A 25,593-nucleotide genomic window follows, 5' to 3' on the forward strand; every position below is an offset into this window, starting at 1 on the left:
GCATGGCAACGACGAACGACCTGAAGAACGGCATGGTGCTGAACCTCGACGGTCAGCTATGGGCCGTCCTGTGGTTCCAGCACCACAAGCCCGGCAAGGGCGGCGCCGTCGTGCGCACCAAGCTGAAGAACGTGCTGTCGGGCAAGATCGTCGACAAGACGTTCAACGCCGACGTCAAGGTCGACACCGCGAGCGTCGACAAGCGCGATATGCAGTTCCTGTACCACGACGGCGACGCGTACGTGTTCATGGACACCGAGACGTACGAGCAGCTCAACATCTCGCCCGACACCGTTGGCGACGCCGCGAACTTCCTCCTCGACAACCAGGAGGCCGTCGTCTCGGTGCACGAGGGCCAGCCGCTGTTCATCGACCTGCCCGCATCGGTCGAGCTGACCATCGAGTACACCGAGCCCGGCCTGCAGGGCGACCGCTCCAGCGGTGGTACGAAGCCGGCGCGGCTCGAGACCGGTTACGAGACGCAGGTCCCGCTGTTCATCTCGCAGGGCGAGAAGGTCAAGATCGACACGCGCGACGGCAGCTACCTCGGCCGCGTCAGCGCCTAGGGATCTTCATGGCTGCTCGTGCGAAGGCACGTAAGCGCGCGCTCGACGTGCTGTACGAGTGCGAGCTGCGCGGCGTACCGCTCGGCGAGACACTCGCCGGACGCGTCGCCGAGGACGACCCGCCGGTCAACGAGTACACCGTCACGCTCGTCGAAGGTGTCGCCGCCCATCGGGAGCGCCTCGACGCACTGCTCGCGGAGCATGCCGTCGGCTGGACGCTCGAGCGGATGCCCACCGTCGACCGCAACCTGCTGCGCATCGGCGCGTACGAGATCCTCTATGTCGACGATGTGCCCGACGGGGTGGCGGTGAGCGAGGCGGTCGCGCTCGCGAAGGACCTCTCGACCGACGAGTCGCCGGGCTTCGTGAACGGCCTGCTGGCGCAGCTGGTGAAGGTGAAGCCCAGCCTGCCAGCCTGACGTAACGATCGGGCGACACTCAGCTCCCTGCGAGCACAAGCGCGCAATCTTCGGTAAGTTGCCGTACGCACGCGGTCGACGTCCTCTGCGGACTCGACCGGACCTCCGACGACGAGGGAGCCGATGGGCAGCTACTGGGATTTCCTGAGTGACAACCGCTCTACGCTCGTGTTCGACTCCTACCAGCACATGAGCTACGTCGTGCAGTCGCTCGTCGTTGGCCTCATCATCGGCCTCGTCGTTGCCGCATTGTGTTACCGGTCCGTGCGCTGGACCGGCGGCGCAAACGCGGGAAGTGCGATGGCGATGACGCTCCCGGGCTTCGCCCTCTTCGGCCTGTTGTCGGGGATCATCGCTCCCGGTGTCAAGGCCGCGGTCATCGGCCTCGTGTTCTACGGGATGATGCCGATCCTACGGAACGCGGTCGTCGGCCTGCGTGGCGTCGACCCGGCCTTGGTCGAGTCGGCGAAGGGGATGGGCATGTCCCGCACCGCGACGCTGCTGCGGCTCGAGATCCCGATGGCTTGGCCGGTGATCATGACCGGAGTCCGCGTATCCGCCCAGATGATGATGGGCGTCGCGGCGATCGCAGCGTACGTGTCGGGGCCCGGCCTCGGCGGCCAGATCTTCCAAGGGCTCTCGCAACTCGGCGGTGCCAACGCGACCGAAAGGGTTGTGGTCGCGACCGTCCTGATCATCGTCCTGGCGATCATCCTCGACCTTGTTCTCGGGTTCATCGCCCGGCTGACTACCTCAAGGGGCATTCGTGTCTGAGCAAACGGTGACCGAACCGACTCCGGAGCCGCGACCGCATGCGGACGCCGGTGGCGAGCGCATCCGACTGGAGGGTGTGACCAAGCGCTACCGCGGACAGCAAGAGGCCGCGGTCGACGACGTGACGATGGAGATCCCTGCCGGCGAGATCGTGATGCTGGTCGGCCCGTCGGGGTGCGGTAAGACGACGACGATGAAGATGATCAACCGCCTGATCGAGCCGACTGACGGCCGGATCCTGATCGGCGACGAGGACGTCACGCACAAGGATCCCGATGACTTGCGGCGGAGCATCGGGTACGTGATCCAGGGTGCCGGGCTGTTCCCCCACTACACCGTGGGCGACAACATCGGGCTCGTGCCGAAGATGCTGAAATGGGATGCGAAGCGCATCCGGGAGCGCGTTGACGAGATGCTCGACCTCGTCTCGCTCGACCCGGACATGTACCGCAACCGTTATCCGCGGGAGCTGTCCGGCGGCCAGCAGCAGCGCATCGGCGTCGCTCGTGCGCTGGCGGCCGATCCGCCGGTGATGCTGATGGACGAGCCGTTCGGCGCGGTCGACCCGATCACCCGGCAGCGGCTGCAGGACGAGCTGCTGAGCCTGCAAGACGAGCTCCGCAAGACGATCGTCTTCGTCACCCACGATTTCGACGAGGCGGTCAAGATGGGTGACCGTATCGCAATCCTCAACGTCGGCGCGGAGATCGTCCAGTACGACACCCCCGACCAGATCCTCACCAATCCGGCATCGGACTTCGTGGAGAGCTTCATCGGGCACGGGGCGGCGCTCAAGCAGCTCACCCTGACCCGCGTACGCGATGTGGAGCTGCACGACGCGGCGACGACACACGAGGGTGACGACCCGGCCGATGCGGCGCGCAAGGTACGCGAGATCGGGCGTGAGCACGTACTCGTGCTGGATGACCGCGACCGGCCGCAACGATGGCTGTCTCTTCGTGACCTCGAAGTGCCTGGTCGGCTCGACCGCGTCGCTCGCGACAGAGACCTCGACCTCGTATCCGGCCAGTCCACCCTCAACGACGCGCTGGACGTGATGCTGACCTCGAGCCACGGCGTCGTGGTCGTCACGGGTCCACGAAACCGATACGAGGGCGTCGTTCGGGTCGAGACGATCATGGGGGCGATGAGCTCGATCGAGACGACGAGCGCTGGACCGTCGGCCCGCGACACAGCGGAGGAATGATGGCCGCGACCGTCGAGCTCGATATGGAGGGCGCGCAGCGCCCTTCGATACCCGAGCCGGAGAAGTCCGGAAAGCTGCGCTGGGTCATCCAACCCGTGCTTGCCGTCGGGCTGATCATCGGTGTCCTGATCTACACCGAAGTCGGTGACCTGTCGAAGAACGAGCAGGCGTCGTTGGAGGTCGACGCGCTGCTCGACCAGACCGGCGAGCACCTGAAGGTCAGCCTGGTCGCGACGTTCCTGGTGTGCATCATCGCGATACCGTTCGGCATCGCCCTCACCCGAGGCGGGATGCGACGGTACTCGGATCCGATTCTCGCGGTCGCGGGCTTCGGTCAGGCGGCGCCCGTCATCGGGCTGATCGTCATCTCCATCATGATCTTCGGTTTCGACCAGTCATTTCTGGCGGCGGTCGCCGCGCTGACGGTGTACGGAATCCTGCCGATCGTCGCGAACACGGTCGCGGGCCTGAACGGCGTTGATCCCAAGCTCGTCGAAGCGAGTCGCGGAATGGGCATGTCGTCCATGGCCACGCTGCTGCGGGTGGAGATACCCATCGCGTTGCCGGTGATCGTCGCGGGTATGCGTACGGCCCTCGTCCTGATGGTCGGGGCGGCGGCGATGGTCGTACTGATCGGCGCCGGTGGCCTCGGTACGCCGATCGACACGGGCATCAAACGCATGCAGACTCCGGTTCTGATCTGCGGCGCGCTGCTCGTCGCCGCTTTGGCGCTGTTCGTGGATTGGCTCGCGCACCTGATCGAGATGATCGCATCGCCGAAGGGACTTTGATGCCGATGAGGCGGATGTCGTTGCGGGGCCGAATCGGCACCGGCCTGGTCGCCCTGCTCACGCTGGCGGTCGTTGCCGGCTGTGGCCTGAAGCCGGCGAACAGCGGAGTGCTGGAGGCCGAGCCCGGTTCGATCAAGCACTACGACGACCTCGAGGGGGTCAACGTCACCGTCGGGTCGAAGGAGTTCACCGAGCAGCTCGTCTTCGGCAACATGATCGCGACCATCATGACCGCGGCGGGTGCTCAGGTCACCAACCGAAGTGGCACGACCGGCAGCAGCAACGTCCGCCGTGCGCTCATTGACGGCACGTTCGAGATCACCCCGGAGTACACCGGCACGGGTTGGATCACGTACCTGGGCCATGACAAGCCGATCACCGAGAGCGCCGAGGCACAGTGGAAGGCCGTCGACGAAGAGGACCGCGAGAACGGCCTGGTCTGGCTACCGCCTGCGCCGATGAACAACACGTACGCGCTTGCGATGGGGCCCGATGCGAACGAGAAGCTCGGGATCACGAAGTTGTCCGAGCTCCAGTCTCTGCCGCCGGAGGATCTTACGTTCTGTGTCGACACAGAGTTCTTGAGCCGAGACGACGGGCTCAAACCGATGCTCGAGCATTACGGCTTGAAGTTCGCCGACGTCGACGCGACGACCCTCGGAATCGGCCAGATCTATCAGGCCACCGCTCAGGGAGACTGCAACTTCGGCGAGGTGTTCACCACCGACGGTCGGATCGAGGCGCTCGACCTGACCGTGCTGGAGGACGATAAGAAGTTCTTCCCGCTCTACAACATGACCGAGGTCGTCAATGCAGATCTCCTCGAGGACCACCCGGAGATCAAGGAGATATTCGCGCAGGTCAACCCGAAGCTGACGGATGACGTGCTTCGCGAGCTCAACGCGAAGGTCGACGTCGACGGTGAGGACCCGGCGGAGGTCGCCCGCGACTGGCTGGTCGAGGAGGGCTTCGTCAAGATGCCCGACTGAGTCACGGACGTGACACGAAAGCGGGGTTCCGGATCATTCCGGAACCCCGCTTTCGTACCGAATCGTGGCGGCTACTCCGCCTGGCGTACGACGCCCCAGTCGGTGAACTTGCGCGTCAGGTCGTCGGCGTCCTCGTCGTAGATGATCGACAGGTTGCGCAGGTCGTCCTCGCGGATCGAGAGCACCCGGCCGTTGTAGTCGCCGCGCTGTGCCTGGATCGTCGACACGTACCGGGCGAGCGGCGCACCCTCGACGGCGCGGATCTCCTTCAGCCGTTCGAGGTCGATGACCAGCCGCGACGTGCCGTCGGTGGCGCTGTGCTGGCTCTCGTCTGCCTCGGGCAGGAAGTGCTCGATCGGTACGCCGTAGAAGTCGGCCAGCTCGGAGAGCCGTTGTACGGTCACGGCACGGTCGCCGCGTTCGTACGAGCCGATGACGACCGCCTTCCAGCGGCCGCCGGACTTCTGTTCAACGCCCTGAAGCGAGAGCCCTTGCTGCTGACGGATTGCGCGCAGTCGACTCCCTAGCGCCTTGGCGTATTCCATGGATTGCTCAACTTTCATCCCGAGATGATCACTATGAGTTACTGCCTAGAAGTTACCCGCCTGCCAGAGTACCTGCGCGTAGGTCACGAGGGGGAGGAACGACAGAATCGAGTCCGAGGAGTCACCGACCTCAACTACGCACGGTGACAGCAGCCGCCTCGGGTTCGACACTCCGCCGCCCCGGTGCGTCGAGACCGCGTCCGATGGGATACGTTGACCTGCGACAGACATCCTTTAACGACCGTCCTGTGAGGCGGGCAAGGAGGTCAGACGGTGTCATCGCGCACCCCTGAATCGGCTGCCCTGGCGACAGCCCGCACGGTCCTCGACGACCGTGACATCTCCCGCGCACTGACGCGGATCACCCACGAGATTCTCGAACGCAACCGCGACGCGTCCGACCTCGTCATCCTCGGCATCCCGCGCCGTGGCGTTCCGCTCGCCGCACGCGTCGCCGCCCGGATCAACGAGGTCGAGGGCGTCGAGATGCCGTACGGCTCGCTGGACATCACGATGTACCGCGACGACCTGCGGATGCGCCCGGCCCGCGCCCTCGAACACACCGACATCCCGGCCCGCGGCATCGACGGCGCCGTCGTCGTGCTCGTCGACGACGTGCTGTTCAGCGGCCGCACGATCCGTTCCGCGCTCGATGCGCTCAACGACCTCGGCCGGCCGAAGGCGGTGCAGCTCGCCGTGCTCGTCGACCGCGGTCACCGGGAGCTGCCGATCCGCGCCGACTTCGTCGGCAAGAACCTCCCCACGTCGCTCGCCGAGAACGTCCGCGTCCACCTTGCGGAGAGTGACGGCGAGGACGCGGTGATCATTGCGAGCCCGACAGACGGTACGGAGGGTGACGCATGATGCGACACCTGCTCAGCGCCGGCGACCTCAGCCGCGACGACGCCACGGCGGTCCTCGACACCGCCCAGGAGATGCTGTCGATCGCGAGCAGGCCGATCAAGAAGCTGCCCACCCTGCGCGGCCGTACGGTCGTGAACCTGTTCTTCGAGGACTCCACGCGTACGCGCATCTCCTTCGAGGCGGCGGCCAAGCGGTTGTCGGCCGACGTCATCAACTTCTCGGCAAAGGGCTCGAGTGTTTCCAAGGGCGAGAGCCTGAAGGACACCGCGCTCACCCTGCAGGCGATGGGGGCCGATGCCGTCGTCGTGCGTCATCATGGCTCCGGCGCGCCGCACCGGCTCGCGAACGCCGCGTGGATCGACGGCGCGATCGTCAACGCGGGCGACGGTACGCACGAGCACCCGACCCAGGCGTTGCTCGACGCGTTCACGATGCGTCAGCATCTCGGCCCTCTCGACGGGGCGAACATCACGATCGTCGGCGACGTCCTGCACTCGCGTGTTGCGCGGTCCAACGCGCTGTTGCTGGAGACGCTCGGCGCCAACGTCACCCTGGTGGCCCCGCCGACCCTGTTGCCGGTGGGCGTCGCCAGCTGGCCGGTCGACACCGAGTACGACCTCGACGCCGCACTGGAGAAGGCCGACGGGGTGATGATGCTGCGCGTGCAGCGGGAGCGGATGAACGCCGCGTTCTTCCCGAGCGCGCGCGAGTACAGCCGCCGCTACGGCCTCGATGCGCGACGGATGGCGCGCCTGCCCGAGCATGCGATCGTCATGCACCCCGGCCCGATGAACCGCGGCATGGAGATCACCGCCGACGTCGCCGACTCCGACCGTTCGGTGATCGTCGAGCAGGTCACCAACGGAGTGGCGGTGCGCATGGCCGTGCTTTACCTGTTACTGAGCGGGGAACGTCCGGCCGAACCAACCGAGGAGCCACAGGCCTGATGACACGGAGCGGCGAGGAACGAAGCGAGGAACGAGCGTAGTGACAAGCGTGACCAACGAACACAGCCTGATCCGTGGCGCCCGACCCCTCGGTGGCGACCCGTCCGACGTACGCATCCGAGACGGCGTGTTCGTCGAGATCGGCGCCGACCTCGATGCGGGCGACGCGACGGTGGTCGAGGCCAGGGACCTGATCGCACTGCCGGGCCTTGTCGACATCCACACCCATCTGCGCGAGCCCGGCCGCGAGGACGCCGAGACCGTCGAGTCCGGTACGCGAGCGGCCGCGCGCGGCGGGTATACCTGCGTGTTCGCGATGGCCAACACAGATCCGGTCGCCGACACCGCCGGCGTCGTCGAGCAGGTGTGGCGGCTCGGTCGCGAGGCCGGTCACTGCGATGTCCAGCCCATCGGTGCCGTGACGATCGGCCTGGAAGGGGAGCGCCTCGCCGAGCTCGGGGCGATGGCGGAGTCGGCCGCGGCCGTACGGGTGTTCTCCGACGACGGCAAGTGCGTCAGCGACGCCCTGCTGATGCGCCGGGCGCTGGAGTACGTGAAGGCGTTCGACGGCGTGGTGGCCCAGCATGCGCAGGAGCCGCGCCTGACGAAGGACGCTCAGATGAATGAGGGCGACGTCTCCGGGCAGCTCGGCATGACCGGATGGCCCGCGGTCGCCGAGGAGGCGATCATCGCCCGCGACTCGCTGCTCGCGGCGCATGTCGGCTCCCGGCTCCATGTCTGCCACCTGTCGACGCGGGGCTCGGTCGAGCTGGTCCGCTCGGCGAAGGCCAAGGGCTGGAACGTCACGGCGGAGGTCACCCCCCACCACCTGCTGCTGACCGACGAGCTCGCCCGCTCGTACGACCCGATCTACAAGGTCAACCCGCCGCTGCGTACGGCCGACGACGTCGCCGCGGTACGCGAGGGGCTGGCCGACGGCACGATCGACTGCGTCGGCACCGACCACGCACCGCACCCGATGGAGGACAAGGAGTGCGAGTGGAGTGCTGCGGCGTTCGGCATGCTCGGGCTCGAGACCGCCCTCTCGGTGGTGCAGCACACGATGGTCGACACCGGGCTGCTGACCTGGGAGCAGGTGGCCGACCGGATGTCCGCCGCACCCGCACGGATCGGTCGAGTGAGCGTCGAGCACGGCCGCGGCATCGTCGTCGGTGAGCCGGCCAACCTCACGTTGTACGACCCGTCGACGACCCGGGTGATCGATCCGGCAGACACGGCATCGCAGTCGCGCAACAACCCGTACGCCGGGCTGGAGCTCCCGGGCACGGTCGTCGAGACGTACCTCCGCGGTGTGCGGACCCACGAGCACGAGAGGGCGACGGCGTGACAGCTGTGCTGGTACTGGAAGACGGTCGAGTCTTCCGCGGTGATGCGTACGGGGCGATCGGCGAGACGATCGGCGAGGGGGTGTTCGCGACCGGCATGACCGGCTACCAGGAGACGCTGACCGATCCGTCGTACCGGCGCCAGGTCGTGGTGATGACGGCCCCGCACATCGGCAACACCGGCGTCAACGACGAGGACGACGAGTCGGACCGCATCTGGGTCGCCGGATACGTCGTGCGCGACCCCGCGCGCATACACAGCAGCTGGCGGGCGACCGACGACCTGGGGGCCAGGCTCGAGCGCGACGGAGTCGTGGGCATCTCCGGGCTAGATACTCGGGCGCTCACCCGCCACCTGCGCGAGCGGGGTGCGATGCGCGTCGGCATCTCGTCGGCGTCCGGCACGGTCGAGGACCTGCTCGAGCGCGTACGCGAGGCGCCACGGATGGCCGGCGCCGACCTCGCGGGCGAGGTGACGACGGGGGAGTCGTACGTCGTGCCGGCGCAGGGCGAGAAGCGGTTCACGGTGGCGGCGATCGACCTGGGCATCAAGGGCATGACGCCCCGGTTGCTTTCCGAGCGCGGAGTCGAGGTGCACGTGCTGGCCTCGACCGCCTCGATCGACGACGTGCTGGCGATCGAGCCGGACGGCGTCTTCATGTCCAACGGGCCCGGAGACCCGGAGGCGTCCGTCGACGCGGTCGCGCTGCTGCGCGAGGTGCTGACGCGGCGCATCCCGTACTTCGGTATCTGCTTCGGCAACCAGATGTTCGGCCGGGCGCTCGGGTTCGACACCTACAAGCTGAAGTACGGCCATCGAGGCATCAACCAGCCGGTGATCGACAAGACGACCGGTCGGGTCGAGATCACGTCGCAGAACCACGGCTTCGCGGTCGACATGCCGACCGATGCGCCCGTACGCACGGAGTTCGGCACCGCGACGGTGACGCACGTCTCGCTGAACGACGGCGTGGTCGAGGGGCTCGCGCTCACGGATGCGCCGGCGTTCAGCGTGCAGTACCACCCCGAGGCGGCCGCCGGGCCGCACGACTCCGCGTACCTGTTCGACAGGTTTGCCGACCTGATGCGCGAAGCCAAGCAAGGAGCGACGACCTGATGCCACGCCGCACAGACATCTCGTCGGTTCTGGTCATCGGGTCAGGACCCATCGTCATCGGGCAGGCTGCGGAGTTCGACTATTCGGGTACGCAGGCGTGCCGGGTACTCCGCGAGGAGGGCCTGCGAGTCATCCTGGTCAACTCCAACCCGGCGACGATCATGACCGATCCCGAGGTCGCGGACGCGACGTACGTCGAGCCCATCACGCCGGAGTTCGTCGAGAAGGTGATCGCGCACGAGCGTCCCGATGCGCTGCTCGCGACGCTCGGCGGCCAGACCGCGCTCAATTGCGCGATGTCGCTCGACGCCGACGGCGTTCTCGAGAAGTACGGCGTCGAGCTGATCGGCGCGTCGATCGCGGCCATCGAGAAGGGTGAGAACCGCGAGTCGTTCAAGGCCGTCGTCGAGTCGCTGCCGAGCGAGTGGGCGGCGGAGGTCGCGCAGTCGGCGATCTGCCACTCGCTCGCGGAATGCTTCGAGGCGGTCGACGACCTGCAGTACCCGGTCGTCGTACGGCCGTCCTTCACGATGGGCGGCAGCGGCTCCGGCCTGGCGTACGACGAGCACGACCTGCGTCGCATCGCCGGTGCAGGCCTACTGGCCAGCCCCACCACCGAGGTGCTCCTCGAGGAGTCGATCCTCGGCTGGAAGGAGTACGAGCTCGAGGTCATGCGCGATGGCGCCGACAACGTCGTGATCGTGTGTTCGATCGAGAACCTCGACCCGATGGGCGTACACACCGGCGACTCGATCACCGTTGCGCCCTCGATGACGCTGACCGACCGCGAGTACCAGAGGCTGCGCGACATCTCCATCGGCGTGATCCGTGAGGTCGGCGTCGACACGGGCGGCTGCAACATCCAGTTCGCGGTGCATCCCGACAATGGTCGCGTCGTCGTGATCGAGATGAACCCGCGGGTCTCGCGGTCGAGCGCGCTCGCGTCGAAGGCGACCGGGTTCCCGATCGCCAAGATCGCGGCGAAGGTCGCGGTCGGCTACACCCTCGACGAGATCCCGAACGACATCACCCAGGAGACCCCCGCGAGCTTCGAGCCGACGCTCGACTACGTCGTCGTGAAGGTGCCGCGGTTCGCGTTCGAGAAGTTCCCCGCCGCCGACGCCCGGCTGACGACACATATGAAGTCGGTCGGCGAGGCGATGGCGATCGGCCGCAACTTCACCGAGGCACTGAACAAGGCGCTGCGCTCGCTCGAGCGCCCGGACGCACCGTTCTCGTGGGTCGGCGAGCCGGGCGACAAGGCCGACCTGCTCGCCCGCGCGAGGGTGCCGACCGACGGCCGGCTACGCGCGGTGATGGATGCGATTCGGGCCGGAGCGAGTCCCGAGGAGGTAAACGCGGCGACCGCGATCGACCCGTGGTTCGTCGACCAGCTGTTCCTGGTCGACGAGGTCGCGTCGGTCGTACGCGAGGCCGGCGAGCTCTCTCCGGACGTACTCCGGCTGGCGAAGCGGCACGGTCTTTCCGACGCGCAGATCGGCGGCCTGCGCGCGATGCGCGAGGATGTCGTCCGGGGCGTACGTCATGCGCTCGGCATCCGGCCGATCTACAAGACGGTCGACACCTGTGCCGCGGAGTTCGCCGCCCGCACGCCCTACCACTACTCGTCGTACGACGAGGAGACCGAGGTCGAGCCCCGCGAGCGCCCGGCGGTGCTGATCCTGGGCAGCGGCCCGAACCGCATCGGGCAGGGCATCGAGTTCGACTACTCGTGTGTGCACGCGTCGCTCGCGCTCGCCGAGGCGGGTTACGAGACGATCATGGTCAACTGCAACCCGGAGACGGTCTCGACCGACTACGACACCTCCGACCGGCTGTACTTCGAGCCGCTCACGCTCGAGGACGTACTCGAAGTCGTCAACGCGGAGCAGCAGGCCGGTCCGATCGCGGGCGTGATCGTGCAGCTCGGCGGGCAGACGCCGCTCGGGCTGGCGGCCGGGTTGGAGGCGGAGGGGGTGCCGATCGTCGGTACGCCGCCGGGTGCCATCGATCTCGCCGAAGACCGTGGCGCATTCGGTGAGGTGCTTGCCGAGGCAGAGCTCCCCGCTCCGAAGCACGGCACCGCGACGACGTTCCACTCCGCCAAGCGGATCGCCGACGAGATCGGCTATCCGGTGCTCGTACGCCCGTCCTACGTGCTCGGTGGCCGGGGCATGGAGATCGTGTACGACGACGCCGCGCTGGAGGACTACATCACCAGGGCGACCGAGATCTCGCCGGAGCATCCCGTACTGGTCGACCGTTTCCTCGACGACGCGGTCGAGATCGACGTCGACGCGCTCTACGACGGGCAGGAGCTCTACCTCGGCGGCGTGATGGAGCACATCGAGGAGGCGGGCGTGCACTCAGGCGACTCGTCCTGCGCGTTGCCTCCGATCACGCTGGGCTCGTCGGAGATCGAGCGGATCCGTGCGTCGACGGTGGCGATCGCTGCGGGCGTCGGCGTACGCGGGCTGCTCAACGTCCAGTACGCGCTCGCATCCGACGTGCTCTACGTACTCGAGGCGAACCCGCGCGCATCGCGTACCGTGCCGTTCGTCTCGAAGGCGACCGACGTACCGCTCGCGAAGGCGGCCGCCCGGGTGATGCTCGGCGAGTCGATCGCGAGCCTGCGCAGAGACGGCGCGCTTCCGCACCACGACGGCGGGCACGTCGTGCCGCACGGACCGATCGCCGTCAAGGAGGCGGTGATGCCGTTCAACCGGTTCCGCACCCTGGAGGGCAAGACCGTTGACACGGTTCTCGGCCCCGAGATGCGCTCAACCGGCGAGGTGATGGGCATCGACGCCGGCTTCGGCACGGCCTTCGCGAAGGCCCAGGCCGCGGCGCAGGACGGCCTGCCCGTGCGCGGCAAGGTGTTCGTCTCGGTCGCGAACCCCGACAAGCGGCACATGATCTTCCCGGTCAAGCGGCTCGCCGATCTGGGCTTCGAGATCCTGGCGACGAGCGGTACCGCCGAGGTGCTGCAGCGCAACGGCGTCGACGCGACCGTCGTACGCAAGCTGAGCGAGCGTACGGACGGTGACGACGCGCCGACGATCGTCGACCGGATCCACTCGGGTGAGATCGAGCTGATCGTGAACACGCCGCACGGAGTCACGACGGGTGGCAGCCCCCGCATCGACGGGTACGAGATTCGTACCGCCGCGGTGACCGAGAACGTCCCGTGCGTGACGACCGTGCAAGGCCTGGCAGCCGCGGTGCAGGGCGTCGAGGCGCTGCGGGGCTTGGGGATGCCGGTGCGATCGCTGCAGGACTGGGCGAAGATCGTGCGGAAGGGCAACGCGTGACGTCGGGCACCGGAGCTGTGCAGGGGGGTGCTCTCCAGGTGAAGGGCGAGGTCGTGTCGTTGAAGCCGGTCGGCGACTACCTCCACCTGACGATGACCGCTCCGGGTGTCGCGGAGCGCATGCGCCCCGGCAACTTCGTGGCGTTGTCCGTCGGCGGAGAGCAGTCGGCGATGTTGCTGCGCCGGGCGTTCTCGATCTATCGGGCGCAGGCGAGTACACGCGGCGGGACGGTCGAGATCGTTTTTGCCGAGCACGGTAAGGGCACCCGCTGGATGACCCGCCTCGCGCCGAAGGACACGATCGACGTCGTCGGCCCGCTCGGGCGGCCGTTCGCGCTGCCGAAGCAGCCCGTTGCGTGCACATTGGTCGGCGGCGGATACGGCATGGCCCCGATGTTCAGCCTCGCCGAACGGCTACGTGCGCGAGGTTGCTCGGTGCACATGCTGATCGGCGCGGCGAGTGAGTCGCGCCTGTTCGGGGCGCTGGAGGCGAGCCGCGCCGCATCGTCGGTGCGCATCACCACCGAGGACGGTTCGATGGGCCATCGCGGGCGCGTCACCGACGTACTCCCGGACCTGATCGACAAGACCGGCTCCGATGTCGTGTACGCGTGCGGGCCGATGCCGATGCTGCAAGCGGTCTCGGCCGTCGCCGACGAGCACGGGGCGCACAGCCAGTGTGCGGTCGAGGAGACGATGGCGTGCGGCGTGGGAGTGTGTATGACGTGTGTGCTTCCCGTACGCGGTGACGACGGCGTGATCCGGATGGTGCGCTCCTGCGTCGAGGGCCCGGTGTTCCGGGGCGACCGGGTGTTGTGGGACGACGTCGGCACGATTCCGGACGGCACCCTCGGAGCGGCGAACCGCGGCGCGAGGAACGAGCGTAGCGATGCGCGCGACCACGGACGGAGCGCACCGTGAGCCGGGCGTTTGCGCGGGGACACGCCGGCGTGTCGCACCCGAACGTCCGGCCCACAGTGAGGAGGAGGCGAGATGGCTGACCTGACCACGGAACTGGCGGGCGTACGCCTGCCGAACCCGGTCATGACGGCGTCCGGGTGCGCGGCCGCCGGGCAGGAGCTCGGACAGTTCTTCGATGTCACCGAGCTCGGTGCGATCGTGACGAAGTCGATCATGCGGTTTCCGCGCTCGGGCCGCCCCACTCCGCGGATGGTCGAGACCCCGTCCGGAATGCTCAACTCCATCGGACTGCAGGGCCCCGGCATCGACTCGTTTCTGGCGCGCGACCTGCCGTGGCTCGTACAGCGAGGCGCACGACCGTTCGTGTCGATCGCGGGCTCGACGGTCGACGAGTTCGTCGAGCTCACGCGGCGGGTCGTGAACAGCCCGGGAGTGAGCGCCCTCGAGGTCAACATCTCGTGCCCGAACGTCGAGAACCGTGGGCTCGTATTCGCCTGCGACCCGATGCAGGCTGCGCGGGTGATCGAGGCAGTACGCCCGCACGTACCGGAAGGGCTTCCGATGTTCGCGAAGCTCACCCCCGACGTCACGAGCATCGTCGACGTCGCCCGGGCGGTCGCCGACGCGGGCGCGGATGGCGCCACGATGATCAACACCCTGCTCGGCATGGCGATCGACCCCGACACGCTGCGCCCGATCCTCGGCGGCGTGACCGGCGGGCTCAGCGGCCCTGCGATACGCCCGGTCGCCGTACGCGCGGTCTACCAGGTGCACGCGGCATTGCCGGAGTTCCCGGTCATCGGTGTCGGCGGTATTCGTACTGGCGCGGACGCGCTCGAGTTCGTCGCCGCGGGCGCCACGGCTGTTCAGGTGGGCACCGTGATCTTCAACGACCCGTCGGCGCCGATGCGCGTCGTACGCGAGCTGGACAGCGAGCTCGATCGCCTCGGGATCGCGTCGGTGGAGAAAGCGAGAGGTTGCGCGCACGGGGGCGTCGGACAGTGAGCGGGGTCAGGCGCCCGATCCGGCAAGGCGCAGGAGTGAGATTGGAGTGGGTCCTCCCATGAGCGACTGCAACGTAGCCGGTCGGGATGTCTGGGCTCGCGAGCCCGGCGATTCCCCGTGCGCGCGACCTCTTGGAGGTTGTGCACATGGGTGAGACGTTCGGTGCCCGCCTGCGGGCGGCGATCGAGAAGCGCGGGCGGCTGTGCGTCGGCATCGACCCGCATGCCGCACTGCTGGCCGAGTGGGGGCTCAGTGATGACGCGCGTGGGCTCGAGACGTTCGCGATGACGGCGGTCGACGCGCTCGCCGGTGAGGTCGCCGTGCTGAAGCCGCAGTCGGCGTTCTTCGAGCGGCATGGCGCGGCGGGCATCGCGGTGCTGGAGCGGACCGTACGAGAGGCGCGCGACGCCGGTGCGCTCGTCCTGCTCGATGTGAAGCGCGGCGACATCGGCTCGACGGCGGCGGCGTACGCGGACGCGTACCTGCACCCGGAGTCGCCGATCTCCTGCGATGCGATCACGGTGAGCCCGTACCTCGGGTTCGGGTCGCTCGACCCGTTCCTCGACGCCGCCGACCGCTACGGTCGAGGCGTCTTCGTGCTGGCGCTGACGTCCAACCCCGAGGGCCCGGAGGTGCAGCATGCCCGGGTCGAGGGCGGCACCGTCGCCGGCTCGGTGCTGGCGCAGATCGCGCTCCGAAACGGCGGTGCAGATCCCCTCGGGTCGATCGGCGCGGTTGTCGGCGCGACGATCGGCGACCTGTCGGAGGAGGTGGCCATCAACGGTCCGCTGCTCGTACCCGGTCTCGGCGCCCAGGGTGGTACGCCCGCCGACCTGCGCCGGCTGTTCGGCGACGTGTACGCGAACGTGCTGCCCGCGACGGCGCGGGCAGTGCTCGCGGCAGGGCCGGAGGTGTCGGCGCTGCGCGACGCGGCGCGGCGTACGGCCGTCGAGACCTCTCGGTGACACGCGTCGGCTCACTCTGACGCGTGGGCATCGGCAGGCAGAACCGAGTGCCCTCCGGAAACCTCTCATGGGGCGAGGACTCCGGGGGCGGCAGGCGACGCCGGGGTGGCATGCTGACGGCATGATCGAGTACTTCGAGCGGCCAGCCGGGCTCGGCCCGACCAATGGCTACAGCCACGCAGTCGGTGCAACGGGTCGGTTCGTTGCGGTCTCAGGCCAACTCCCCACAGACGAAGACGGCCACCTGGTCTCGTCGAAGACGCGCGAACAGGCCGATCGAGTCTTTGCGAACCTCGCCACCGCGCTGCGTGCCGCATCGGCCGGTCCGGAGGATCTTTTCACGCTCACCTACTACCTCGTCGATCTCGCGGATCTCCCCGAGGTCCGTGCCGCGCGCGACGAGTTCTTCGGCGACCTCCCGCGTCCAGCATCCTCCCTCGTGCAGGTCGCGGGACTCGTCCTTCCCGATGCTCGGCTGGAGATCGACGCCACGGCGGTCGTCAGCGCGTAGCGGCGTCTCGGCCGTGCCCGGCGTACGAGACGGAATGGTCGCAAAGTGGCTCGATCTCGTGTATCTTGATATCGAGATACTTCTCGACGACAGATCCCCAGCAAGTTAGCCGAACCTGAACTCGCAACCGGACGGTACGCGCGCGAGGATGGACGGCGCGTACGACGCCTGCCGCCGTACGCCCGCGCAGGTACGCGAACAAGGAGAGACGAGTGAGCAGCGCAGACAGCTTCAATGCCAAGGACTCCCTGCAGGTGGGGGACGCCTCGTACCAGATGTACCGCCTCGACGCGGTCCAGGGCGACGGCCTCGACGTCGCCTCGCTCCCGTACAGCCTGAAGGTGCTGCTGGAGAACCTCCTGCGCACCGAGGACGGCGCCAACATCACCGCCGACGACATCCGCGCGGTGGCGAGCTGGGACGCGCAAGCCGACCCCAGCAAGGAGATCCAGTACACCCCGGCGCGCGTCATCATGCAGGACTTCACCGGCGTCCCGTGCGTCGTCGACCTCGCCACGATGCGCGAGGCGATGGCCGACCTCGGCGGTGACGCCGCGAAGATCAACCCGCTCGCTCCGACCGAACTGGTCATCGACCACTCCGTGATCGCCGACGTGTTCGGTACGCCCGAGGCGTTCGAGCGCAACGTCGAGATCGAGTACGAACGCAACCGCGAGCGCTACCAGTTCCTGCGCTGGGGCCAGAGCGCGTTCGACGACTTCCTGGTCGTCCCGCCCGGCACCGGCATCGTGCACCAGGTCAACATCGAGCACCTCGCGCGTACGGTGTTCACCCGCGAGGTCGACGGCGAGACGATCGCGTACCCCGACACCTGCGTCGGCACCGACTCGCACACCACGATGGTCAACGGTCTCGGTGTGGTCGGCTGGGGCGTCGGCGGCATCGAGGCCGAGGCCGCGATGCTCGGCCAGCCCGTGAGCATGCTGATCCCACGCGTCGTCGGCTTCAAGCTGTCCGGCGAGCTGCCCGAGGGCGCTACCGCGACCGACCTCGTCCTCACCATCACCGAGATGCTGCGCGAGCACGGTGTCGTCGGCAAGTTCGTCGAGTTCTACGGGTCCGGCGTCGCCGCCGTGCCGCTCGCGAACCGCGCCACGATCGGCAACATGAGCCCCGAGTACGGCTCCACGATCGCGGTCTTCCCGATCGACGACGAGACCACGAAGTACCTCCGGCTCACCGGCCGCAGCGACGAGCAGATCGCCCTCGTCGAGGCGTACGCGAAGGAGCAGGGTCTCTGGCACGACCCTGACCACGAGCCGCGCTACTCGGAGTACCTCGAGCTCGACCTGTCGACGGTCGTGCCGTCGATCGCCGGCCCGAAGCGACCGCAGGACCGCATCTCGTTGTCCGACGGGAAGCAGTCGTTCCGCGGGGCGTTGCGCAACTACGTCGACCACGAGGCCGAGCCGAACATCGGCGCGTACGACGAGGCGCTGCAGGAGTCGTTCCCGGCATCGGACTCACCGGCCGCGCACGAGGGCGCGCACGGCCAGACCCCCGCCGTCGACTACCTGTCGTGTGCCGCCAAGGACAACGGCCGAGCGAGCAACCCGCAGCTGGTGACGCTGGCCGACGGTACGAAGTTCGAGGTCGACCACGGGGCAGTGACCATCGCCGCGATCACGTCGTGCACCAACACCTCCAACCCGTCGGTGATGATCGGCGCCGCGCTGCTGGCCAAGAACGCCGTCGAGAAGGGTCTCAACCGCAAGCCGTGGGTCAAGACCTCGCTCGCGCCCGGCTCCAAGGTGGTCATGGACTACTACGAGCGCGCCGGCCTCACGCCCTACCTCGACAAGCTCGGCTTCAACCTGGTCGGCTACGGCTGCACCACCTGCATCGGCAACTCCGGTCCGCTGATCCCCGAGGTCAGCAAGGCGGTCAACGATGGCGATCTGGCCGTGGCGTCGGTGCTGTCGGGCAACCGCAACTTCGAGGGCCGGATCAACCCCGACGTGAAGATGAACTACCTCGCGTCGCCGCCGCTCGTCGTCGCGTACGCGCTGGCCGGGTCGATGGACCTCGACCTGTTCAACGACCCGCTGGGGCAGGACACCGACGGCAACGACGTCTACATGAAGGACATCTGGCCGTCGGCGTCGGAGATCGAGGACGTCGTCGCGCACGCGATCGGCTCGGAGATGTTCACCGACGGCTACGCCGACGTGTTCGCCGGTGACGAGCGCTGGACGTCGCTGCCGACGCCGGAGGGCAACACCTTCGACTGGGCCGGCGACTCGACCTACGTACGCAAGGCGCCGTACTTCGACGGCATCGCCCGTGAGCCGGACGCGGTCACAGACGTCAGTGGCGCGCGAGTGCTGCTCAAGCTCGGCGACTCGGTCACGACCGACCACATCTCGCCCGCGGGTGCGATCAAGAAGGACAGCCCGGCCGGCCGCTACCTCACCGAGCACGGCGTCGAGCAGCGGTCGTTCAACTCCTACGGCTCGCGGCGCGGCAACCACGAGGTGATGATCCGCGGCACGTTCGCGAACATCCGGCTGCGCAACCAGCTCGCGCCGGGCACCGAGGGCGGCTTCACGCGCCAGCTGAACGGCGACGGCGAGGTCACGACCGTCTACGACGCTGCGCAGAGCTACGCCGAAGACGGCATCCCGCTCGTCGTTCTCTCCGGCAAGGAGTACGGCTCGGGCTCGTCGCGCGACTGGGCGGCCAAGGGCACCGCGCTGCTGGGCGTACGCGTCGTGATCGCCGAGTCGTACGAGCGTATCCACCGCTCGAACCTGATCGGCATGGGCGTGCTGCCGCTGCAGTACCCCGAGGGGCAGACCGCCGAGTCGCTGGGTCTCACCGGCGAGGAGACGTTCGACTTCTCCGGCGTGACGGCCCTGAACGACGGCATTCCCGAGACCGTGCACGTCACCGCGACGCCCGCGTCCGGCGACCCGATCGAGTTCGACGCCGTCGTACGCATCGACACTCCGGGCGAGGCGGGCTACTACCGCAACGGCGGCATCATGCAGTACGTGCTGCGCAACCTGCTCGCTTCGTGAGTTGATCGAGGGGATCGACGCCGGAACCTTCGCCGTCCTGGCCGTCGCGGTTCTTCTCGGAGCGACGGTGCAGGGCGTCGTCGGCCTCGGCGTCGGCCTGGTGCTGGCGCCGATCGCCGGACTCGTCGACCCGTCGCTGCTGCCGGGCGTGCCGCTATGGGTCGCGCTGGCGATGCCGATGCTCACGCTGTCGCGCGACTGGCCGGACGTCGACTGGTCCGGGCTGCGGTGGGCGGTGCCGTCGCGGTGCGTCGGCACCGCGGCCGGTGTCGTCGTCGTTGCGATGGCGTCGGATCGGATGATCGGCATCGCCGTCGGAGCGATGGTTCTGGTGGCGATCACGCTGAGCGTGCGGACGATCGAGCTGCGGGTCAGCAGGCGGAGCCTTGTCGCCGCGGGTGTCGTCTCGGGCGCCACCGGCACTGCGACGTCGATCGGCGGACCGCCGCTGGCGTTGGTGTATCAGCATCGCGATCCGCCCGTGGTACGCGGAACGCTCGGCGTGTACATGTGGCTCGGTACGGTCTTCTCGCTCGTCGGGCTCGCCGTGTCCGGAGCCCTGGTCGAGCGGGACACCTACCTCGCCCTTGCCTTGGTGCCGTTCGTGGTGGTCGGCTTCGTGGCCGCACTGCTCGTCCGTCGCTACGTACCGACGAGGCAAGTGCGGTTCGCGATGCTGGCCGTCTGCGCGTCGAGCGCGGCGATCCTCCTGGTACGCAGCCTGGCCGGCTGACCGGTTACGCCCTCCACATAGGATGATCGCGTGCCCGACCCGTCCACCCGCGCACGCGACTCGGATCGTGACCGTGCCGTCGCGCAGCTCGACGAGGCGTACGTCGACGGTCAGCTGAGCGATGCCGAGCGATCCCTTCGGGTTTCGCAGGCCCTTGCCGCACGTACGATCGGCGACCTCGACGGGCTCGTCGAAGACCTCCAGGGTGCGGGCTCGCCGGCGACGATCGGTCGGCGGCGCACGATCGCCGTCATCGTCGCGGCGACCGGTGCGACCGTCCTGATCGCCGTCGTGGGAGCGATCACGGCCCTCAGCGGCGGCGACGGCGACGACCGCGCGGCCGTAGCGGAACCGGTCGAGATCCAGCAGCCGTCCAGTGCGCCGACCGCCGAGCCGACGGTCGAGCAGTCGGAGGAGCCGGAACCGGAGACGGCAGCGAAACCGCTGACGCGACAGTACTTCGAGGACTTCCGAGACGCGTATCGCAAGCGCTTCGGTGACACCTTGATCTACGACGCTATGTATTTCGAGGACGGCAACGTCTCGTTCTCGCGGCAACTCTCGCGAGCGCGCAGGGATCTGCTCCAGGACTGGGACTGGTACGCGGCCACGGGGTTCGAGAAGTCGATCTCGCCTCCCGCGCCGAACGTCTGGGAGTACGAGCCGCTCGACCTGTCGTCTGTTGACTACCAGAAGCTGGTGCGTCACGTGGTTCAGGGACGGAAGCACCTCGGTGTGACGCAGCCCGGGCGGTCGGTGAGGGTGTCGATGCCGCTGGACGCCGAATACGAGGAGCAGCTCATCGAGGTGAGCGTGACGAACGAGTACAGCGACCGCGGGTGGCGTTATGTCACACTCGACGGCACCTTGGTCGAAAGTCACCCGTTCGTGGTCGGTGACCAGTGAGCGCGCAGAGTTCGGATGGGAGCGATGGCACCCGCGCCCGCGACGCCGACCGCAACCTCGCGATCGAGCTGATCGACGCGGCGTACAGCGACGGACAGCTGACGACGACCGAGCGTGAGGATCGTTGCGCACGGGTACTGGCCGCGGAGACGCTCGGCCAGCTCCGCGCGCTCACCGGCGACCTGCAGCTGCCTTTGGTCGCGGCGCCACGCCGACGCCGACGCCGGCTTGTGCCGATCGTGATGGCCGGCGTGGTCGCGGTCGGGATCGTCGGCGCGGTCGTCATCGGTACCGGTGACGACCCGGCGACGCCGCCGCAGGAGGTGCCGAGCGCCGCACCGCAGAGATCCGAACCCGAACCGAGGCAGGAGCCGGACCCGCCGAAGGAAAAGCCGAAGGTGCTGCACTACACGCTGACGCCACGCGGTATCGAGAACTTTGTCACGGCGTATCGCAAGCAGTTCGGCACGACCAAGGCACTCGCGTTCGGGTTCGATCGCGACAGCGTCAACGTCGTCCGCAAAGGCCGCAAACCCGCGTTGTGGCGATACGTCGATGATCGGTTCCTCGACTCGGGGTACTCCACCCGCCAGTTCGAGCCCGGCCAGATCGACATCACCGACCTGAACGTGAAGGCGGCGTTCCGGAATCTCGAGCGTATCCAGGACCGCCTCGGCTTCGAGAAGTTCCCGCAGCTGGGCATCAGCGTCGTCATCGCAAGCGGCCAGAAGGGTGCCTGGCTCGTCGCCGGCAAGGAGAGCACGAACCTATCGGAGTGCCAAGGCGACTGGATGACCCTCGACGGAGAGGTGCGGGAGCGGCGTACCGCCTGCCCCGAATCGTGACCTCCGACGAGTCGACGACCAACGCGCCGGCCGCCCGGGTGAAACCCGATCGGAACCACGGGTAGAGTCTCCCGCGGTCCGAACGCGTGACACAACGTAGTGCGCCGCGTACGTACAGACATCGATCGGGGCTTGCTGTGCAACCTCGCGACGTGCCGAGACGTCAGGGAACCTGTGAGAAGACTGCGTGAACTGGTGCCCGGGCGCCGCGCCGCGCGACGGCGCATCGAGTCGCCGCGGCGGCCGGTCGACCCGGCGGTCAGCGTCGTCGTCCCGATCTACAACGTCGAGGACTACCTGCGCGACTGCCTCGACAGCATTCTCCGGCAGGAGTACGCGGACTTCGAGGTCGTTGTCGTCGACGACGGCTCACCCGACGGATCCGCCGCGATCGCTGCGGAGTACGCCGAGCGCGATGCGCGCGTCCGGATCATCGGGCGCCCCAACGGCGGTCTCGGCGCCGCCCGCAACACCGGCATCCGGGAGGCCTCCGGCCGGTACCTGACCTTCGTCGACTCCGACGACGAACTCCCGCCCGGCGCCTTGCGCCGGATGGTGGAGTCCGCCGAGGAGAGCGGATCCGACATGGTCGTCGGGTCACTGCGCCGGTTCAACAGCATCGAACGCTGGAAGCCGCGTTGGGTCGACGACCTGCACGCCAGCGCCAAGACGGGCATCACGATCGACCAGCAGCCAGGTCTCGTACGGAACAACTACACCGTCGCGAAGCTGTATCGGCGCACCTTCTGGGACGACGCGGGCCTGTGGTTCCGCGAGGGCGTCGCGTACGAGGACCAACCGCTCGTCACCCAGCTGTACGTGCGGGCGCGCGGCATCGACGTGGTCAAGGAGTCGGTGTACCGCTATCGGTCTCGCGACGACAGGAGCTCGATCAGCCAGCAGACGGCGACGATCGCCGACCTTCGCGACCGGATCGCCGCCTGGCGGGTCAGTCACGAGGAGTTCTCCGAGCATGCGTCGCCAGTGGTGTACCGAGCCTGGCTCGTGACGCTGTTCGACGCCCACTTCCACTGGTACCTCCGCAGCCCGTCGGTCGCCGACGACACTTACTGGCGCGAGCTGCAGGCCGCGATCGCCGACCTCACCGCCGATGCTCCTCCCGACCTGTGGATGGAGGTCGCGCCCGACCGCCGCGTCGTGCTCGAGCTCGCCCGCCAGGACCGGCGCGATGACGTGGTTGCGTTCTATGAACGCGACGGCGCACGCCCGAACGCGCACCCGGCCGATCCGTACACCGGAGGGCTCCGCTGCCGGCTGCCGTTCGGCGACGACCCGGAGCTTGCCGACTGGCTGTTCGAGCTCTCGCTGCCCGATGTGGTGCTGGAGCATGAGATCCACGCGTTCCGCTGGGTCGAGGGCCTGACCGCGCGGATCCGTGGGTGGAGCTACGTCCGGCAGGTCGATCTCGCGCAGCACGACTCGCGTACCGAGGTCGTGCTGCGCCACGATCCGACGGGCGAGGAGCAGGCCTTCGCGACGACGCGAGACGACCGGCCCGCCTACCCGCCGCCGGTCGAGCACGACCGCATCGACTACGGGGCGGGCGCGTTCGACTGCACGTTCGACCTCTCGGACGCCGCACAGACCTCCCTGCGCGAGGGCGGCCGTTGGGATGCGTTCCTGCGCACGACCACGGGCGACCTGACGGTCGAGATCCCGATCCGGCGGCTGGTCCGCAGCAGCTCAGCGGGCATTGTGCCGGCCGGTGTGCACGCGGCCGGCCACCGGATGATCGTCGACTGGCGGATGGGTGAGCCGCTGTCCTTCGTCGTCGACCGTTACCGCGTCGAAGCCACCGACGTCACGCTCGCCGATGGCCGCCTCGCGGGTACGCTGCGCGGCCCCGACGCCGCGGGTGTCGTCACCGTCGAGCTCGAGGACGACGCCGGCCAACGCGTCTCGGTCGGCGAGGTAGGCGGGGCCGGGGCGGCTGAACGGCCGTTCGAGATCCCGCTACCGCCGATCGACACGGCGGCGATGGACCCGGCCGAGCATGTGACGTGGCGCGTTCGTGCCGAATCCGCCGATGCCGGGCTCGTACCCGTGCTCTACCGCGGCGAACGCCAGTTCGTGTTCGGCACGTCGTGTGCGGGCGTACGCGCGCTCGAGCGCACCCGCAACGGCCTGCTCGCCACCCGTGCGTGGCGGGTGGTCGCCCTCGCCGACTCGGTCCACGTCGACCACGACGGCGTACTGCACGTCGACGGCCGGTTGCACGGTGCCCGCACCGACCAGACGACGATGCGGCTTCGGCTGCGCGGCCGCAAGACCGCCGTCAGCAGCGAGCCGACCGCGCACGCCGACGGCAGCTTCTCACTCTCGATGCCGCTGGAGCACGAGGTGTGGCGGTTCGGTCGGCACGTGCTTCCCGCCACCGCGCACGATGGGTCGTGCATTCTCGTCGACGAGAGCGGGCACGAGGAGACGGTGCCGCTGCTGCTGTCCCAGGAGGTCGGCAGCACGCTTCCGATCCCGGTCGACACCGACCGGCTCGAGGGGCGGATCATCCGAGGCCCGCAGAACCGGCTGCGCGTACACCTCGGTCGCCCGGTACGTGACGCGCGCGGCCGCTATCGACAGCATCGACTCCGTAACGCCCCGCCAGGACGGCAGCTGCGCAAGTCTCTCCTGATCCGCTCGTACTTCGGTGACTCGGCCACCTGCAACGGCGTGGGTGTGCTTCGCGAGCTGCAGCGTCGTGGCGCCGATCTCGACGTCTACTGGGCGGTGCGCGACCACTCCGTCCCCGTGCCCGACGGAGCACATGCGGTGCCGATGAACAGCCGCGAGTGGTACGACCTGCTCGGCTCGTCCGCCTACTACCTCGACAACATGTTCCAGCCGGCATACCACCGCAAGCCGGACGGTCAGGTGCTCATCCAGACGTTCCACGGCTACCCGTTCAAGACCATGGGGCACACCCATTGGAAGCAGACCGGGAGGTCCGCGCAGCAGATCGACTCGTACGTGCGCCGCGCGGCCGACTGGGATCACCTGGTCTCGCCCGCGGCGTACGCGAGCCCGCTGCTGCGCCGCGAGTTCGAGTACGCCGGCGACGTGCTCGAGATCGGATACCCCCGCAACGACGTGCTGCTCGCCGACGACGCCGACTCGCTGCGTGCGGTCGTACGCGAGTCGCTCGGGATCGCACCGCACCAGCGCGCCGTGCTCTACGCTCCGACGTTCCGCGACTACGAGTCTCCCGACGACCACCGGGCCGCGCTCGTCGACCTCCTCGACATCGATGCCGTCGCGTCGGGGCTCGGTGACGACGGCGTACTGCTGGTGCGAGGGCATGCGTTCAACGCACGCGCCGGCGAGCAGGTCATCGGCGGACCGGGGGTCGTCGACGTCACCGACTATCCGGAGGTCTCCGACCTCTACCTCGCCGCCGACGCGGCGATCGTCGACTACTCGTCGCTTCGCTTCGACTTCGCCGTCACCGGCAAGCCGATGGTCTTCCACGTGCCCGACCTCGCGCGCTACCAGGAGACGCGTGGCTGGGTCGTCGACTTCGAGCCGACGGCGCCCGGCCCGCGGGTCGACACCACCGACGAGGTGATCGACCAGCTCCGCGACCTCGACCGGCTGCGCGAGGCGTACCACGACGAGTACGACCGCTTCCGCCGCGACTTCATCGAGCGCGAGGACGGCCGCGCCGCCGCTCGGTTCGTCGATGCCGTGATGGTGCCACGCGGCGACGCGCCGAGTGCGTAGGCCGTCCCGCGCGGTAGCGTTCGCGGGACCAGTCATTCGTGAAGGAGCAGCCT

21 protein-coding genes are annotated in these 25,593 nt (G+C 68.3%); 20 read left to right on the plus strand and 1 reads right to left on the minus strand.

Annotated features, from left to right (window positions below; all coding sequences use genetic code 11):
* The first annotated feature begins 2 nt into the window (after window positions 1-2).
* From efp to L0C25_RS20335, 6 genes are all read left to right on the plus strand, one after another.
* On the plus strand, window positions 3-566 hold the full coding sequence (gene efp, locus L0C25_RS20310; RefSeq protein WP_271633598.1) for an elongation factor P: 564 nt from the start codon (window positions 3-5) through the stop codon (window positions 564-566).
* A gap of 8 nt (window positions 567-574) precedes the next feature.
* Complete coding sequence (gene nusB, locus L0C25_RS20315) at window positions 575-985, plus strand: transcription antitermination factor NusB (protein ID WP_271633599.1); 411 nt, start codon at window positions 575-577, stop codon at window positions 983-985.
* A 123-nt stretch (window positions 986-1,108) separates the two neighbouring features.
* Window positions 1,109-1,759: an ABC transporter permease gene (locus L0C25_RS20320; protein ID WP_271633600.1), complete on the plus strand. Its 651-nt coding sequence runs from the start codon at window positions 1,109-1,111 to the stop codon at window positions 1,757-1,759.
* Window positions 1,752-2,966: a betaine/proline/choline family ABC transporter ATP-binding protein gene (locus L0C25_RS20325; protein WP_271633601.1), complete on the plus strand. Its 1,215-nt coding sequence runs from the start codon at window positions 1,752-1,754 to the stop codon at window positions 2,964-2,966. Before L0C25_RS20320 ends, L0C25_RS20325 begins: the two co-directional genes overlap by 8 nt.
* Window positions 2,966-3,757, plus strand: a complete 792-nt coding sequence (locus L0C25_RS20330; protein WP_271633602.1) for an ABC transporter permease — start codon at window positions 2,966-2,968, stop codon at window positions 3,755-3,757. Before L0C25_RS20325 ends, L0C25_RS20330 begins: the two co-directional genes overlap by 1 nt.
* Window positions 3,758-3,777: 20 nt before the next feature.
* The gene (locus L0C25_RS20335) at window positions 3,778-4,746 is read left to right on the plus strand and encodes a glycine betaine ABC transporter substrate-binding protein (protein ID WP_271633603.1); all 969 of its coding nucleotides are present in this window, start codon (window positions 3,778-3,780) and stop codon (window positions 4,744-4,746) included.
* Between the two features lie 71 nt (window positions 4,747-4,817).
* Here the strand turns inward: L0C25_RS20335 and bldD are convergent, their stop codons facing one another.
* Window positions 4,818-5,291, minus strand: a complete 474-nt coding sequence (gene bldD, locus L0C25_RS20340) for a transcriptional regulator BldD (protein ID WP_271633604.1) — start codon at window positions 5,289-5,291, stop codon at window positions 4,818-4,820.
* Between the two features lie 273 nt (window positions 5,292-5,564).
* Between bldD and pyrR the strand changes: the two genes are divergently transcribed.
* From pyrR to L0C25_RS20410, 14 genes are all read left to right on the plus strand, one after another.
* Entirely contained in the window at window positions 5,565-6,155 is a 591-nt protein-coding gene (pyrR, locus tag L0C25_RS20345; RefSeq protein ID WP_271633605.1) for a bifunctional pyr operon transcriptional regulator/uracil phosphoribosyltransferase PyrR, read from the plus strand.
* Entirely contained in the window at window positions 6,152-7,102 is a 951-nt protein-coding gene (locus L0C25_RS20350) for an aspartate carbamoyltransferase catalytic subunit (protein ID WP_271633606.1), read from the plus strand. Before pyrR ends, L0C25_RS20350 begins: the two co-directional genes overlap by 4 nt.
* A 49-nt stretch (window positions 7,103-7,151) precedes the next feature.
* Window positions 7,152-8,450: a dihydroorotase gene (locus L0C25_RS20355; protein WP_271633607.1), complete on the plus strand. Its 1,299-nt coding sequence runs from the start codon at window positions 7,152-7,154 to the stop codon at window positions 8,448-8,450.
* The gene (gene carA, locus L0C25_RS20360) at window positions 8,447-9,565 is read left to right on the plus strand and encodes a glutamine-hydrolyzing carbamoyl-phosphate synthase small subunit (RefSeq protein ID WP_271633608.1); all 1,119 of its coding nucleotides are present in this window, start codon (window positions 8,447-8,449) and stop codon (window positions 9,563-9,565) included. Before L0C25_RS20355 ends, carA begins: the two co-directional genes overlap by 4 nt.
* Complete coding sequence (gene carB / locus L0C25_RS20365) at window positions 9,565-12,876, plus strand: carbamoyl-phosphate synthase large subunit (RefSeq protein ID WP_271633609.1); 3,312 nt, start codon at window positions 9,565-9,567, stop codon at window positions 12,874-12,876. The genes carA and carB overlap by 1 nt, the downstream gene beginning before the upstream one ends.
* A complete protein-coding gene (locus L0C25_RS20370; RefSeq protein WP_271633610.1) occupies window positions 12,873-13,796 on the plus strand; it encodes a dihydroorotate dehydrogenase electron transfer subunit in 924 nt (307 codons plus the stop codon). The genes carB and L0C25_RS20370 overlap by 4 nt, the downstream gene beginning before the upstream one ends.
* Before the next feature lie 72 nt (window positions 13,797-13,868).
* Window positions 13,869-14,801, plus strand: coding sequence for a dihydroorotate dehydrogenase (locus L0C25_RS20375; protein ID WP_271633611.1), 933 nt, complete (start codon window positions 13,869-13,871; stop codon window positions 14,799-14,801).
* A gap of 146 nt (window positions 14,802-14,947) precedes the next feature.
* On the plus strand, window positions 14,948-15,766 hold the full coding sequence (pyrF, locus tag L0C25_RS20380; protein ID WP_271633612.1) for an orotidine-5'-phosphate decarboxylase: 819 nt from the start codon (window positions 14,948-14,950) through the stop codon (window positions 15,764-15,766).
* A 121-nt stretch (window positions 15,767-15,887) separates the two neighbouring features.
* Window positions 15,888-16,277: a RidA family protein gene (locus L0C25_RS20385; RefSeq protein ID WP_271633613.1), complete on the plus strand. Its 390-nt coding sequence runs from the start codon at window positions 15,888-15,890 to the stop codon at window positions 16,275-16,277.
* A gap of 212 nt (window positions 16,278-16,489) precedes the next feature.
* Entirely contained in the window at window positions 16,490-19,318 is a 2,829-nt protein-coding gene (locus tag L0C25_RS20390; protein ID WP_271633614.1) for an aconitate hydratase, read from the plus strand.
* A gap of 1 nt (window position 19,319) precedes the next feature.
* Window positions 19,320-20,051, plus strand: coding sequence for a sulfite exporter TauE/SafE family protein (locus L0C25_RS20395; protein WP_271633615.1), 732 nt, complete (start codon window positions 19,320-19,322; stop codon window positions 20,049-20,051).
* A 30-nt stretch (window positions 20,052-20,081) separates the two neighbouring features.
* Window positions 20,082-20,957, plus strand: coding sequence for a DUF1707 SHOCT-like domain-containing protein (locus tag L0C25_RS20400; RefSeq protein WP_271633616.1), 876 nt, complete (start codon window positions 20,082-20,084; stop codon window positions 20,955-20,957).
* Entirely contained in the window at window positions 20,954-21,802 is an 849-nt protein-coding gene (locus L0C25_RS20405; RefSeq protein ID WP_271633617.1) for a DUF1707 SHOCT-like domain-containing protein, read from the plus strand. The genes L0C25_RS20400 and L0C25_RS20405 overlap by 4 nt, the downstream gene beginning before the upstream one ends.
* A 195-nt stretch (window positions 21,803-21,997) precedes the next feature.
* On the plus strand, window positions 21,998-25,540 hold the full coding sequence (locus tag L0C25_RS20410; RefSeq protein ID WP_271633618.1) for a bifunctional glycosyltransferase/CDP-glycerol:glycerophosphate glycerophosphotransferase: 3,543 nt from the start codon (window positions 21,998-22,000) through the stop codon (window positions 25,538-25,540).
* Window positions 25,541-25,593 lie beyond the last annotated feature (53 nt).

It is taken from the genome of Solicola gregarius, assembly GCF_025790165.1.
GTDB classification, from domain to species: Bacteria; Actinomycetota; Actinomycetes; order Propionibacteriales; family Nocardioidaceae; genus Solicola; species Solicola gregarius.